General features: G+C 68.0%; 15 protein-coding genes. 3 read left to right on the top strand and 12 right to left on the bottom strand.

Going from position 1 to position 12,387, the window contains the following annotated elements; translation table 11 throughout:
* Nucleotides 1-14 precede the first annotated feature (14 nt).
* Nucleotides 15-968, bottom strand: a complete 954-nt coding sequence (coaA, locus tag ACP699_RS15705; protein ID WP_017828214.1) for a type I pantothenate kinase — start codon at nucleotides 966-968, stop codon at nucleotides 15-17.
* A 28-nt stretch (nucleotides 969-996) separates the two neighbouring features.
* Between coaA and ACP699_RS15700 the strand changes: the two genes are divergently transcribed.
* Both ACP699_RS15700 and ACP699_RS15695 read left to right on the top strand, forming a co-directional pair.
* A complete protein-coding gene (locus tag ACP699_RS15700) occupies nucleotides 997-1,941 on the top strand; it encodes a Ppx/GppA phosphatase family protein (RefSeq protein WP_055870230.1) in 945 nt (314 codons plus the stop codon).
* A 123-nt stretch (nucleotides 1,942-2,064) separates the two neighbouring features.
* Nucleotides 2,065-3,078 carry a helix-turn-helix domain-containing protein gene (locus tag ACP699_RS15695; RefSeq protein WP_426172192.1) on the top strand — a complete coding sequence of 338 codons (1,014 nt, stop codon included), beginning with the start codon at nucleotides 2,065-2,067 and terminating at the stop codon, nucleotides 3,076-3,078.
* Here the strand turns inward: ACP699_RS15695 and glmM are convergent.
* The 8 genes from glmM to ACP699_RS15655 form a co-directional block, all read right to left on the bottom strand.
* A complete protein-coding gene (gene glmM / locus ACP699_RS15690; RefSeq protein WP_055877246.1) occupies nucleotides 3,030-4,388 on the bottom strand; it encodes a phosphoglucosamine mutase in 1,359 nt (452 codons plus the stop codon). The genes ACP699_RS15695 and glmM overlap by 49 nt on opposite strands.
* A 14-nt stretch (nucleotides 4,389-4,402) precedes the next feature.
* On the bottom strand, nucleotides 4,403-4,888 hold the full coding sequence (gene rpsI, locus ACP699_RS15685) for a 30S ribosomal protein S9 (protein WP_017828210.1): 486 nt from the start codon (nucleotides 4,886-4,888) through the stop codon (nucleotides 4,403-4,405).
* A gap of 27 nt (nucleotides 4,889-4,915) precedes the next feature.
* Entirely contained in the window at nucleotides 4,916-5,362 is a 447-nt protein-coding gene (gene rplM, locus ACP699_RS15680; RefSeq protein WP_017828209.1) for a 50S ribosomal protein L13, read from the bottom strand.
* Between the two features lie 185 nt (nucleotides 5,363-5,547).
* The gene (locus ACP699_RS15675; RefSeq protein ID WP_055870221.1) at nucleotides 5,548-6,216 is read right to left on the bottom strand and encodes an endonuclease/exonuclease/phosphatase family protein; all 669 of its coding nucleotides are present in this window, start codon (nucleotides 6,214-6,216) and stop codon (nucleotides 5,548-5,550) included.
* Between the two features lie 137 nt (nucleotides 6,217-6,353).
* Complete coding sequence (gene truA, locus ACP699_RS15670) at nucleotides 6,354-7,202, bottom strand: tRNA pseudouridine(38-40) synthase TruA (RefSeq protein WP_141387854.1); 849 nt, start codon at nucleotides 7,200-7,202, stop codon at nucleotides 6,354-6,356.
* A 43-nt stretch (nucleotides 7,203-7,245) separates the two neighbouring features.
* Nucleotides 7,246-7,713, bottom strand: a complete 468-nt coding sequence (rraA, locus tag ACP699_RS15665; RefSeq protein ID WP_127481930.1) for a ribonuclease E activity regulator RraA — start codon at nucleotides 7,711-7,713, stop codon at nucleotides 7,246-7,248.
* A 2-nt stretch (nucleotides 7,714-7,715) separates the two neighbouring features.
* Nucleotides 7,716-9,257, bottom strand: coding sequence for an APC family permease (locus tag ACP699_RS15660; RefSeq protein WP_055870207.1), 1,542 nt, complete (start codon nucleotides 9,255-9,257; stop codon nucleotides 7,716-7,718).
* Between the two features lie 99 nt (nucleotides 9,258-9,356).
* Nucleotides 9,357-9,722, bottom strand: a complete 366-nt coding sequence (locus ACP699_RS15655; RefSeq protein ID WP_055870204.1) for a winged helix-turn-helix transcriptional regulator — start codon at nucleotides 9,720-9,722, stop codon at nucleotides 9,357-9,359.
* A gap of 93 nt (nucleotides 9,723-9,815) precedes the next feature.
* Here ACP699_RS15655 and ACP699_RS15650 point away from each other — a divergent pair, with 93 nt between their 5' ends.
* Nucleotides 9,816-10,664, top strand: coding sequence for an SDR family oxidoreductase (locus ACP699_RS15650; RefSeq protein ID WP_426172188.1), 849 nt, complete (start codon nucleotides 9,816-9,818; stop codon nucleotides 10,662-10,664).
* Nucleotides 10,665-10,731: 67 nt separating this feature from the next.
* On the opposite strand, the gene ACP699_RS15645 is transcribed toward ACP699_RS15650, so the two are convergent.
* From ACP699_RS15645 to ACP699_RS15635, 3 genes are read right to left on the bottom strand one after another with little or no spacing between them, the layout of a single operon-like run.
* Nucleotides 10,732-11,097, bottom strand: a complete 366-nt coding sequence (locus ACP699_RS15645) for a hypothetical protein (protein WP_426172186.1) — start codon at nucleotides 11,095-11,097, stop codon at nucleotides 10,732-10,734.
* Complete coding sequence (locus ACP699_RS15640) at nucleotides 11,094-11,717, bottom strand: Asp23/Gls24 family envelope stress response protein (RefSeq protein ID WP_055870195.1); 624 nt, start codon at nucleotides 11,715-11,717, stop codon at nucleotides 11,094-11,096. Before ACP699_RS15640 ends, ACP699_RS15645 begins: the two co-directional genes overlap by 4 nt.
* Nucleotides 11,714-12,280 carry an RNA polymerase sigma factor gene (locus ACP699_RS15635; protein ID WP_055877225.1) on the bottom strand — a complete coding sequence of 189 codons (567 nt, stop codon included), beginning with the start codon at nucleotides 12,278-12,280 and terminating at the stop codon, nucleotides 11,714-11,716. Before ACP699_RS15635 ends, ACP699_RS15640 begins: the two co-directional genes overlap by 4 nt.
* Nucleotides 12,281-12,387 lie beyond the last annotated feature (107 nt).

Here is a 12,387-nt window from a genome sequence, read left to right as displayed (position 1 = left end):
GTCCGGCTCCGGCCTCAGAGTTTGCGCAGCAGCACCGTCTCGACATCGTGGTCCGCGCCCTTGCGCAGCACGAGCCGTGCACGGTGCCGCGTGGGCATCACGTTCTCGACGAGGTTGGGCATGTTGATCTCGTTCCAGTAGCCGAGGGCCGTGGTGATCGCCTCCTCGTCGGTGAGGTGCGCGAACACGTTGAAGTACGAGGACGGGTTGCTGAAAGCGGCCTGACGGAGCGCGAGGAAGCGGTCGACGTACCACTTCTCGATGTGCGAGGTGTCGGCGTCGACGAAGATCGAGAAGTCGAACAGGTCGCTCACGGCGACATCGTTCGGAGCGGGCGGCGGCTGCAGCACGTTCAGTCCCTCGACGATCACGACGTCGGGCCGGCGCACGACGACGTTCGCATCCGGCACGATGTCGTAGCGCATGTGGGAGTAGAACGGGGCCCGCACCTCGGTGGCGCCGCTCTTGACCTCGGTGAGGAACTCGATCAGCGCTCGACGGTCGTACGACTCGGGGAACCCTTTGCGATCCATGATGCCGCGGCGCTCGAGCTCGGCGTTCGGGTACAGGAATCCGTCGGTGGTGACCAGCTCCACCCGAGGCGTTCCCGGCCAGCGGCTCATGAGCTCGCGCAGCAGACGGGCGATGGTGGACTTGCCCACAGCCACGGAACCGGCGACGCCCACGACGAACGGCGTCGTGGTGTCGTCTTCCTGGAGGAACGACGAGGTGGCAGCGCCCAGTCGCTTCGTCGCGGTGGCGTACAGGCTGAGCAGACGGCTCAGCGGCAGGTACACCTCGCGCACCTCGGTGAGGGAGAGACGGTCCCCGATGCCGCGGAGCTCGACGACCTCGGTCTCGGTGAGCGGCTGGTCGAGCCCGGCCGCCAGGCGCGCCCACTCCGCGCGTCCGATCTCCCGATAGGGCGACAGTGGCAGCGTGGGGTCGGCGGTGGTCACGGAGTACATCGTATCGGGGGGCGAGTAGTCTCTTTCCGTGCGCCTGGGAGTCCTCGACATCGGATCCAACACCGTCCACATGCTGGCGGCCGACGTCCGCCCCGGCGGACGGCCGCTCGCGACGACGAGCGACAGGACGGTGCTGCGCCTCATGCGCTACCTCACGCCCGACGGCTCCATCTCGGAAGAAGGCGTCGTCGCCCTCGTCGCCGCGGTCGCGCAGGCGCGGCGCGTGGCGGAGAGCGAGCGCGTCGACGCGCTGCTGGCCACGGCGACGAGCGCCGTCCGCGATGCGCGCAACGGAACCGAGGTCATCGCTCGCATCGAAGCGGCTCTCGGCCAGCCCTTGCAGGTGCTCGATGGGGAGACCGAGGCCGAGCTGACGTTCCTCGCGGTGCGACGCTGGTTCGGCTGGTCGGCCGGACAGATCCTGCTCCTCGACATCGGGGGCGGTTCACTCGAGATCGCCGCAGGAGCGGAGGAGATGCCCGACGCTGCGGCATCCGTTCCCCTCGGCGCCGGACGCATGACGGTGCAGTTCCTGCCGAACGATCCTCCGGGCGAGAGCGATGTGGAGCGGCTGCGCGCCCACGCGGCGACGACCCTGGCCGATGTCCTCCCGCGGTTCGTCGCGCTCCCCCGGCCCGATCACGTCGTGGGGTCGTCGAAGGCCATCCGTTCTCTGGCCCGACTGGTCGGCTACCCGGCGCCGGGGTGGTCCGGAAGCGAGCGGATGCTGCTCCCCCGGGCGTCGCTCGGATCGTGGATCCCACGCCTCGCACGCCTTCCCGCTTCCGCGCGTCAGGAGCTGCCGGGCATCACACCGGATCGCACGTTCCAGATCGTGGCGGCCGCCGTGTCGTTGCACGCCGCGATGACCGCCTTGGACGTCGACGAGCTCGAAGTATCGCCGTGGGCGCTGCGTGAAGGCGTGCTGCTGCGGTACATCGAGCAGCTGGGTTGGAACGACTCCCGACGCTGAGCGACCGGTCGCACGGAGGGACAGGCTCTGTTGCCGCCTCCGTCGCCGCCGGTATCCTCTGACCAAGCGAGCACCGGCCCAGGGTCGGGGCCGCCCCATGGTCATCGGCGTCGGGGAGGCTGTGTGAGTCCGGGAGATGTGAGAGAGATCGGCTCAGGAGAGCTGCTCTCACACGGCGTGCATGTCGTCGACGAACGCACGACGATCACGTCGACGCAGCGAACGACCGGCCCCGTGCTCCTGCTGTCGATGCAGGGCGCAGCCCACGAACTGTCCATCGACACCGTCACCGTACGCCCCGACCACGCCGTGTTCGCCTTCGTCGATGCACCCGGACTCGTGGCGAAAGAGCACAACGGCCCGTGGATGCCGGTCGGGAGCGGGCTCGTGATCGCGCCGTCCGGGATCGCCCAGCACGTGCGCTGCGCAGGCTCCTGGAGCATCACCGCCGCGTGTGTTCCCCGGGCCGCGCTCGGAGCATTCGTCGCGGCGCTGCCCGCCACCGCTCAGGTCCTCGAGGAGCGGCGCCCGCTGGACCGCGCGATGCATGCCTTCGTCGAGCAGGTCTTGGCCGTCGACGACACGGCGACCGCGATCGAACGCTACGCGATCGAGCGCCTGATCGTGGAGATGAGCGGAGCCATCCTGCTCGACCGCATCGACGGGGCATCCGGGCACCGTTCCCCCCACGCCGCTCTGCGCGACAAGGCGGTCGCTGTCATCGCGCAGCAGTGCAGCGACCCTGCGCTGAACCCCGCACGGGTCGCCCGCGAAGTGCGATCATCGCTGCGTCAGCTGCAGCTGGTCTTCGCGGAGGCGGAGAACAGCGTGGCCTGCGAGATCAGGCGTCAGCGGGCGCGTCTGGCCAAGTCGCTCCTGCTCGACAGCCGGTTCGACTCGCTGAGCATCGAGCAGATCTCGCAGCGTGCCGGCTTCCCCTCACCCATCAGCCTGCGTCGCGCACTCGAGGAAGAGTACGGCGCCACCCCCGTGCGCTTCGCGCGCACCGCGAGGCCGCGCAACGCCCCCAGAACGAGACGGCCGACCGCTGAACACAGCGGTCGGCCGTCACTGAATCTGTGCGGACGTCAGAGCGACAGGCGCTCCTGCACCACCGCCGCGAGGCGTCCGGCATAGGCATGCACCGACTCTGCGTCGGCCGCCTCCACCATCACACGCACCAGCGGCTCGGTGCCGGACTTGCGCAGCAGCACGCGTCCGGAATCACCCAGCTCGATCTCGATGTCGCGCACGGCCTGCTGCACGACCTCGTCGTCTGCGACGCGGTCCTTGTCGACATCGCGCACGTTGATGAGAACCTGCGGATAGATGGTCATCACCGATGCGAGCTCGGCGATCGACTTCTTCTGCCGCGCCATCTCGGCCACCAGGTGCAGGCCTGTGAGGATTCCGTCACCCGTGGTGGCGTACTCGCTCATGATGACGTGACCGGACTGCTCGCCGCCGAGCGCGTAGCCGCCCTCGTTCATGTCCTCGAGCACGTAGCGGTCTCCGACAGCGGTCTGTCGGACGGTGATCCCGTGCTCGCGCATCGCGACATGCAGACCGAGGTTGCTCATCACCGTCGCGACGAGGGTGTCGTCGGTGAGGTGACCGCGCTCCTTCATGGACACCGCGAGGATGGCCATGATCTGGTCACCGTCGATGTGGTTTCCCTCGGCATCCACCGCGAGGCACCGGTCGGCGTCGCCGTCGTGGGCGATGCCGATGTCGGCGCCCAGACGCACGACGGCCTCGGCGAGGTTGTCGAGGTGGGTCGAGCCGACACCGTCGTTGATGTTCCAGCCGTCGGGGTCTGCCCCGATGACGGTCACCTCGGCGCCGGCGTCGCGGAACGTCTCCGGTGAGACGCCGGATGCCGCGCCGTGGGCGCAGTCGAGCACCACGTGGATGCCGTCCAGGCGGTTCGGGAGCGATCCGAGCAGGTGCACCACGTAGCGGTCCTCGGCGTCGGAGAACCGATCGATGCGACCGACTCCGGCGCCCGTGGGGCGCAGCTTGTCGCCAGCCATGGCCTCTTCGATGCGCTGCTCGACCACGTCGGGAAGCTTGCGGCCTCCGCGGGCGAAGATCTTGATCCCGTTGTCGGGCGCAGCATTGTGCGACGCCGAGATCATCACGCCGAAGTCGGCGTCACGGTCGGCGACGAGGAATGCGAGCGCGGGCGTCGGAATGACTCCCGCCTCGAGCACGTCGACTCCGGAAGAGGCGAGACCCGCGGCGACGGCCGCGGCGATGAAGTGTCCGGAGACCCGGGGGTCTCGGGCGACCACTGCGGTGAGTCGCTTGCCTTCGGCCTTGCGAGCCTCCGCAGTACGGCCCTGGCCCAGGACGACAGCAGTCGCCTGGGCCAGGGTGAGCGCCAGGTCGGCGGTGAGGATGCCATTGGCGAGTCCTCGCACACCGTCCGTGCCAAAGATCGGCATCGGAGCAGTTGACCTTAACGCTTCGAGTACTGAGGCGCCTTACGGGCCTTCTTGAGTCCAGCCTTCTTGCGCTCCTTGACGCGGGCGTCGCGCGAGAGGAAGCCGGCCTTCTTCAGGGTCGGGCGGTTGTTCTCCTCGTCGATGCCGTTCAGCGAACGGGCGATGCCGAGGCGAAGCGCACCGGCCTGGCCCGAGGGGCCGCCGCCGGAGATGCGCGCGATGACGTCGTATGCACCGGCGAGGTTCAGCACGGTGAACGGGTCGTTGATCAGCTGCTGGTGCAGCTTGTTCGGGAAGTAGTCCTCGATCGTGCGGCCGTTGACCGTGATCGTTCCCGAGCCGGGGACGATGCGCACGCGGGCGATGGCCTGCTTGCGACGGCCGACAGCGGCACCCGGGACGCTGAGGACGGGGCGGGGAGCCGCCTCGACCACGTCGGTCTCGGGAGTCGACGTCGAGAAGTTCTGGGGGGTTTCGGTGGTGTCCTGGATGTCAGCCACGAGTATGTCCTTTAAGTCTTACGGCGCTTACTGGGCGACCTGGTCGAGGGTGTACGGCGTCGGCTGCTGCGCGGCGTGCGGGTGCTCGGCACCGACGTACACCTTGAGCTTGGACAGCTGCTGGCGGCCGATGCTGTTCTTGGGGAGCATGCCACGGATGGCCTTCTCGACAGCGCGGACCGGGTTCTTCTCGAGGAGCTCGGCGTAGGTGACCGACTTCAGGCCGCCCGGGTAACCGGAGTGGCGGTAGGCCATCTTCTTCTGGAGCTTCTGACCGGTGAGCGCAACCTTCTCCGCGTTCACGATGATGACGAAGTCACCCGAGTCGATGTGGTTGGCGAAGGTCGGCTTGTGCTTGCCACGCAGGAGCGTAGCGGCGTGCGAGGCCAGACGGCCGAGAACGACGTCGGTGGCGTCGATGACGACCCAATCGCGCTGGACTTCGCCAGCCTTGGGGGTGTAAGTGCGCGTCACGATAGTGCTGCTTTCTTGTGTCGAACGGAGAAGTTCGTGAATCCCACTCCGGGGTGGTTCTTCCCGACAGGGAGGAACACGCCAGTGGAGGGCTCACGTTCGGACGATGCCCCTTCTCCGCGAGCGGGGAAAGGCACCAAAGAGAAATCATACGCCACGCCGTGCCGTATGCCCAAACCACGGGCTCAGTCGGGCTTGACCGTCACGAGGATCGGCCGGTGATCGCTCGCCCCCTGCGGCAGGGTCGTGATGCGCTCGATCTCGAACCCCGTGGAGGTGGCGAAGTCGTAGTGCCCGCGGAAGACGCGGTAGCGCGTGTAGGTGTGGTCGTCGCTGAGAGAGAGCGCGTATCCGTGGTCGCGCACGGCCTGCCCGAGGTTCTCCTTGAAGATCGGGTAGTTGTAGTCCCCCACCATCAGCTGGGGCAGACCTTCGCCGAGTGCCGCGAGCTCGGTGAGCGCGGCACGGATCTGGTGGCGTCGCAGGGAGTTCAACGCGGTCAGCGGTGCTGCGTGGAACGAGGCGACGATGAAATCCTGGCGGTCGTCGATGTCGCTCAGCCGCGCACCGAGCACGCGCTCGTGCGCCGGTTTCGCGATGCGGTCGTGCAGCGACTTCTTGAGGCCGAGCATGCGGATCGCCTGCAGGCGGAACGTGCTCGCGCGATAGAAGAGCGCGAGTCCGAGGCGGTTGCCCTGGGTGGCGTCCGCGAGCACGAGATCGCCGATCTGCGCCGGCAGCTCGGGCACGTCGCACTCCTGCAGGCAGAGGATGTCGGGATCGTGCTCGCGCACCAGCGCCGCGAGTTCGCCGGCGGCCCGGTGCTTCTGGAGGTTGTACGAGATGACCTTCATGACCGTTCCACGCTACTCGCCCCTGCTGTGCCCCGGCTCCGGATCGTCACCGTATCCTCAGCGGATTCCGATAACGCCCTCACCGAGAGCACGCGCACATCACGATGTCTGCGACGCTGCCGGGCGGCGCCGTCATCTCAGCCGCTCGCTCCATCGCGACGGGCGCGGGTCTGAGTGGCGCGGGACGAGAGCAGCTCGTCTGCGGGGTAGCCGACCTCGGTGAGGATCAAGCCGCGAGCGGCGAGCACCTTGAACTCGCTGGTCCGGGTGAGCGCATCGCGCAGCACCACGAGGTCGTCGACGTCGAGGCGCCCCTCGCCCACGGCCACGCAGGCGCCCACGAGCGCGCGCACCATGCTGTGGCAGAACGCATCGGCCTTGACCTCGGCGACGAGCACGCCGTCGGCATCGCGCTCCCAGCGGTAGTCGAGCAGGGTGCGGATGGTCGTCGCCTCCTCACGCGGCTTGCAGTACGCCGCGAAGTCGTGCAGTCCGATCAGGGTCCTCGCCGCGGCATCCATCGCACGTTCGTCGAGGCGACCGCGGACGACGGTCGTGTCGTGGCGGCGTAGCGGATCGTAGCCCGCCTGACCATCGGCGAGACGGTAACGGTAGCGTCGCCAGACGGCGGAGAACCGGGCGTCGAACCCCTCAGGAGCGATCGACGTGCGGGTCACGGTGACATCGGAGTAGGCGCCGAGCACTCCCCGCATGCGCCCGGCGATGGTCTCGGCTGGTTCCAGCGGTGCACGCCCCTGCCTCGCTTCGATGCGCGACCACTGCTTCTCGTCGAGGTCGACGTGCGCGACCTGCCCGCTCGCATGCACTCCGGCGTCGGTGCGGCCGGCCACCACGAACTGCACGTCGGAGCCGACGATGCGCGCGAGCGCGGCTTCCAGCGTCCCCTGGACCGTGCGGAGAGTCGGCTGCTTCGCCCACCCGCGGAAGTGGGTGCCGTCGTAGGCGATGTCGAGACGGATGCGCACGCAGCAAGCCTAGGACAAGCGCCCCGGTACCACCGGGCGACCCTCAGCGCTCGACCAGGATGCCGTCCTCATCGCTGTAGAGATGCGCCCCGGGTCGGAACACCACTCCAGCGATCACGAGCGTGACGTCGAGCTCGCCCGCACCGAGCTTGGCGCTCTTGCGCGGATTGGTGCCCAGCGCCTTGACGCCGAGGTCGAGTGCATCGATCGCGACGCGGTCGCGGATCGCCCCGTTGATCACGACACCCGCCCAGCCGTTCGCCACCGCTGACGCCGCGATCAGGTCACCCATTAGCGCCGTCTCGAGCGAGCCTGCACCGTCGACGACGAGCACGGCGCCCGCACCGGGTGTCGCCAGCACGGACTTCACGAGCGCGTTGTCCTCGAAACAGCGGACGGTGCGGATCGGACCGTCGAATGCCGACCGGCCGCCGAACGATCGCAGCTGCAGCGAGAGCGACTGGATCCCCTCTTCGAGCTCGTCGTAGAGATCCGCCGTCGCGACCGGCATCCTCAGATGCCTCCGTCGATGGAACGGATCGTCACGGCGGGCTCGTCCGGCACCATCACCTGGGTCTCCCGGTTCAGGCTCTCACCGCGGAAGAACCGCTTCGATCGAGGGAACAGGTACCAGAGGAACATCAGCACCAGGCCGAAGGCCAGCGAGCCGACGCCGATCACGAACGTACCGCCGATGCCGAACAGGACCGTGTAGCCGTAGTCGACGTCCCACATGTCGATCGCCGACTGGATGAACGCCCAGGCCAGCATGAGCCCGCCCAGCAGCGGGAACAGGCCCTTGAAGAAGAACTCGCGGGCGGAGGAGGTCAGATCCTTGCGGAAGTACCAGACGCAGGCGAACCCGGTGATGGCGTAGTAGAACGCGATCGCGAGCCCCAGCGAGAGGATCGAGTCCTGAAGGATGTTGTCGCTGATCAGCGTCATCCCGACGTAGTAGAGCGACGCGACCACGCCCATCACGATGGTCGAGAACGACGGGGTCTTGTAGGTCGGGTGCACCTCCTTGAACCGGGCGGGCAGAGCGCGGTACACACCCATCGCGAGCGTGCCGCGAGCGGTGGGGAGGATCGTGGTCTGGGTCGACGAGATCGCCGAGATGATCACCGAGACCACCAGCACCCAGCCGAACGGTCCGAGCAGCCCGTCCTTGATCGCCAGGAAGAAGTCGTCGGCGTTCGCCTCGTTGCCCAGGCCCGTGCCGTCTTCTCCGAGACCGGCGTACATCATGGCCGCGATGGTCACGGCGACGTAGGTGAACAGCAGGATCACGGTCGTCAGGAGCGCTGCGCGGCCCGGAATGCGCTTCGGGTCCTTCGTCTCCTCGTTCAGGGCGAGGCAGGTGTCCCATCCCCAGTAGATGAAGAGTGCGAGCAGGATGGCCTCGGTGAACCCCGACCAGTCGGTGAACGCGAACGGGTTCATCCACTCCCAGTCGAACGGGGTCGGATTGGGTGCGGTGCCGGCGAAGAACTGCCAGAGCGCGGTGACGACGAAGATCGCGAGGGCGAGGTACTGGATGCCGAGCAGGATGTTCTGGATGCGCTCGCCGATCTCGACCCCGCGCCAGCTGACCCAGGTCATGGCCGCGATGAAGAGCACGGCCACCACGACGACCCGCCAGTCGTTGTTCTCCAGGTCCTGCCCGATCAGCGACCAGAAGTAGACCGAGGCGATCTGGGCCAGGTTGGCGAGCACGACCATGCCGGCCACCGCCACACCCCAGCCGCCCATCCAGCCGACCCACGGACCGAAGGCCTTGGTCCCCCAGGTGAAGGTCGTCCCGCAGTCGGGGACCGCGTTGTTGAGCTCGCGATAGGCGAAGGCGATCAGGAGCATCGGGACGAAGGCGATGATGAAGGCGATCGGCGCCTGGGCGCCCACAGCGAGCACCACGAAGCCGAGCGTCGCGACGAGCGAGTAGACCGGCGCCGTCGAGGCGAGACCGATGACGGTCGAGCCCCAGAGCCCCAGTGTTCCCGCAGCCAGACCCTTGCCGTCGGGTCGTTCCAGATGAATCGGCGTCGTTGCTGCCATGTCAGAACAGTAGAGCCACCGCGGTTATCGCGTCAACGGGTTTCTTCGACCGTCTGAATCCGAAGCGCGGAATGGACCTTCACGACGGAATCCGTGGAATCAGGGCCTTTCGAGCATGCCGTCAGCGTGCTCGGCCACCCACTCCATCAACGGCAGCATCCTCTCCATCAGGTCACGCCCGAGCGGGGTCAGGCTGTACTCCACGTGGGGCGGCACGGTCGGGAGGGATTCCCGGTGCACCAATCCGTCGTCGGCGAGCGTACGCAGGGTGGAGGCGAGCATCTTCTCGCTGATGCCGTCGACTTCCCGTCGCAGCGCGCCCCAGCGGTGGGTGCCGTCGGACAGGCAGGAGAGCACGAGAACGCCCCACTTGCTCATGATGTGATCGAGGATGACGCGCGTGCCGCAGTTCTGATCGAAGACGAACGGAGTGGATTCCTTTATCTGCGCGAAACTAACCGTCATGTGGGTACCTTACTTCAAAGTGGGTACCCGCTGGATGGAATGCGGGATGCCCGCTCTCGGGTTGTCGAGGATGTCACTTACGAAAGGACCCTCATGACCATCCTCGTCACCGGTGCGACCGGCAACCTCGGCCGTCTCATCATCGCCGGCCTCCTCGAGCGCGGCGCCGACCCGCAGTCGATCGTCGCCGGAGCTCGCAACACGGCCAAGGCCGCCGATCTGGGCGTGCGTGTCGTGCACCTCGACTACACCGACGCCGCCTCGGTCGCGACCGCCATCGAGGGTATCGACACCGTCGTGCTGGTCTCCGGCTCCGAGGTCGGTCAGCGCGTCGCCCAGCACCGCGCGGTCATCGATGCGGCGAAGGCCGCCGGCGTCTCGAAGCTCGTCTACACGAGTGTGCCGAAGGCCACCACGAGCGACCTGGTCCTGGCGCCGGAGCACAAGGCGACGGAAGAGCTCATCGCCGCCGCAGGTGTGCCCGCGGTGATCCTCCGCAACAACTGGTACACCGAGAACTACGTCGCCGACCTCACCCGCTCCGCCGAGACGGGCGTGCTCGCCGCCGGTGCCGGGGACGGACGCGTCGCCTCGGCGAGCCGCAGGGACTTCGCCGAGGCTGCGGCCGCAGTGGCGCTCGAAGACGGGCACATCGGCGAGGTGTACGAGCTGGCGGGCGACGTCGCCTGGACGTACTCCGACCTCGCTGCGACCTTCTCCGAGCTGACCGGACGCGAGGTCTCGTATGTGCGTCTCGGCTTCGACGACCAGGTCGCGGCGCTGCGTGAGGCCGGCCTCGACGAGGGCACGGCCGGATTCGTCGCCGCGCTCGACGCCGGCATCAAGGACGGGGCACTCGCCGACACCGACGGCACGCTCGCGCGTCTGATCGGTCGCCCGACGACCCCGCTCCTCGAAGGACTGCGCGCCGCCTCCGCCTGATCGCTTCCGCAAGACCGAGTGCCGCCGTCCCCCCGGACGGCGGCACTCGGTGGTCGTAGGCACGGGGTCAGGATCCCACGTGCGCCTGCCCGTGCGCGCCGGCCTGCACGTGCGCGACCGTGAGCGTGATGCTCTCCCGCTGCATGCCGCGCGCCCCGAGCAATGCGTCGATGGCCGCGTGCACAGTGCGGAGGATCTCCGCGGACTTCGCGCCGGAGTCCACACCGAGCGTCGCCTCCACCGCCACCCCGTCGCCCGCGGCGACCACCGACACGATCGGCTCGTCGTCCTTGCGCACGCCGATCGCCTCGGCTCCCGCGCGCAGCAGGTTGGAGATCAGGGAACCCGATCGGTAGACGCTGCGAACGCCCGGCGTCGACCGCAGCGTCGCCTCGATCGCCGCGGCGAGCTCGTCGCGCTCCTCCGCCCTCATCGGCTCTCTCCCGCCCACGACGACACCTCCCGGACGTCCTTGATCGCGATGTCGATCGCGATCACGTTCAACTCGGTATGCGCGCGAAGGCCTCGATCGACCTCGGCCCGCAGCTCAGCGGCGACCTTCGGGATCGACTGACCATGCAGAGCGCTCGCGTCGATCTCGATCCGGATCGGCGCACCCGCCTGCGTCACGTCCCCGTCGAGTCGACAGCGCCCGACGAGGAGTCCCGGCACGGCATTCTCCGCAGAGCGGATGAGGCCGCGCACCGCTCCCTCGGTGATCGCGAGATCCACGTGCGGATCCGGTGACTCGAAGGGGATGCGGCGTCCGGCGCGCGCATCCATCGCGATGCCGCTGAGGATGCGATCGACCCAGTTCTCGTCGACCGGGGGTTCGGCTGCGGCTTCTGCGGCGATGAGCTCAGCACCGAGCCCCTGCAGCCGTTCCAGTGCGTCCAGCGCCAGCTGACAGCCGGGCGACTCGTCGATCGAGCGATCGGCGGGCTGTCGCCCCGCGTCGAGATAGTCGGTGAGCTCGTCGAGCGTGTGCCCGTCGAGATCGGTCGGTTCCAGGCCGAGCCGGCGGACTTCGCGAGTCTCTCTCTCGTCGGTCATCGCCACTCCTCCATCCGTACGATCATGTATTTCCGGGCCCGCGCGAGCAGGCCGCGCGCGGTCGAGACGGGGATGTCGAGCTCCTCGGAGATCTCCTCGTAGGAGTACCCGCCGATCTCCCGCAGCACCCAGCATTCGCGCTGCGCATCCGGCAGCTCTCGAAGCGCTGCCCCGAGGGCGGCGACGCCCGCACGCGCCTCGACGACCGCGGTCGGTGAGGCATGCAATGGAGCCGGACGGTCGATCGAATCGATGTCGACGGCCGGGCGGATCGCGCGGATGCGATCCACGGCCTTCCGGCTCACGATCCTCATCAGCCAGCTCTTGACCTTGGCCGGATCCTCGAGTTCGCCGAACCGCTGCCAGGCGGTGACGAAGGACTCCTGCACGATGTCGTCCACATCCGCGGATGCATTCAGCATCCGCTGTGTGTACGCGCGCATCATGGGCGTGTACCTGCGCACGAGCACCGCGAAGGCCTCGACGTCGCCGTCCATCGCGCGTCCGGCGACGATGCCGTCGTCCGCGTGTTCGAGCGCTGTGCGAAAGCGTTCGTCTTCCATCTACCCCACCCCTCGATCCGATCCCCTGAGGGATTCGGAACAGATGCCCCAACGGATCGGATCATTGTTCACCCGCCTGTGAGGGATCGGGGAGAGGCCGTACGGGC

The sequence above is a fragment of the Microbacterium sp. DWRC1-3 genome (assembly GCF_049896645.1).
GTDB classification, from domain to species: domain Bacteria; phylum Actinomycetota; class Actinomycetes; order Actinomycetales; family Microbacteriaceae; genus Microbacterium; species Microbacterium maritypicum.
The sequence above is the reverse complement of the archived record's forward strand: the minus strand, read 5'-3'. Positions and strand labels throughout refer to the sequence as shown.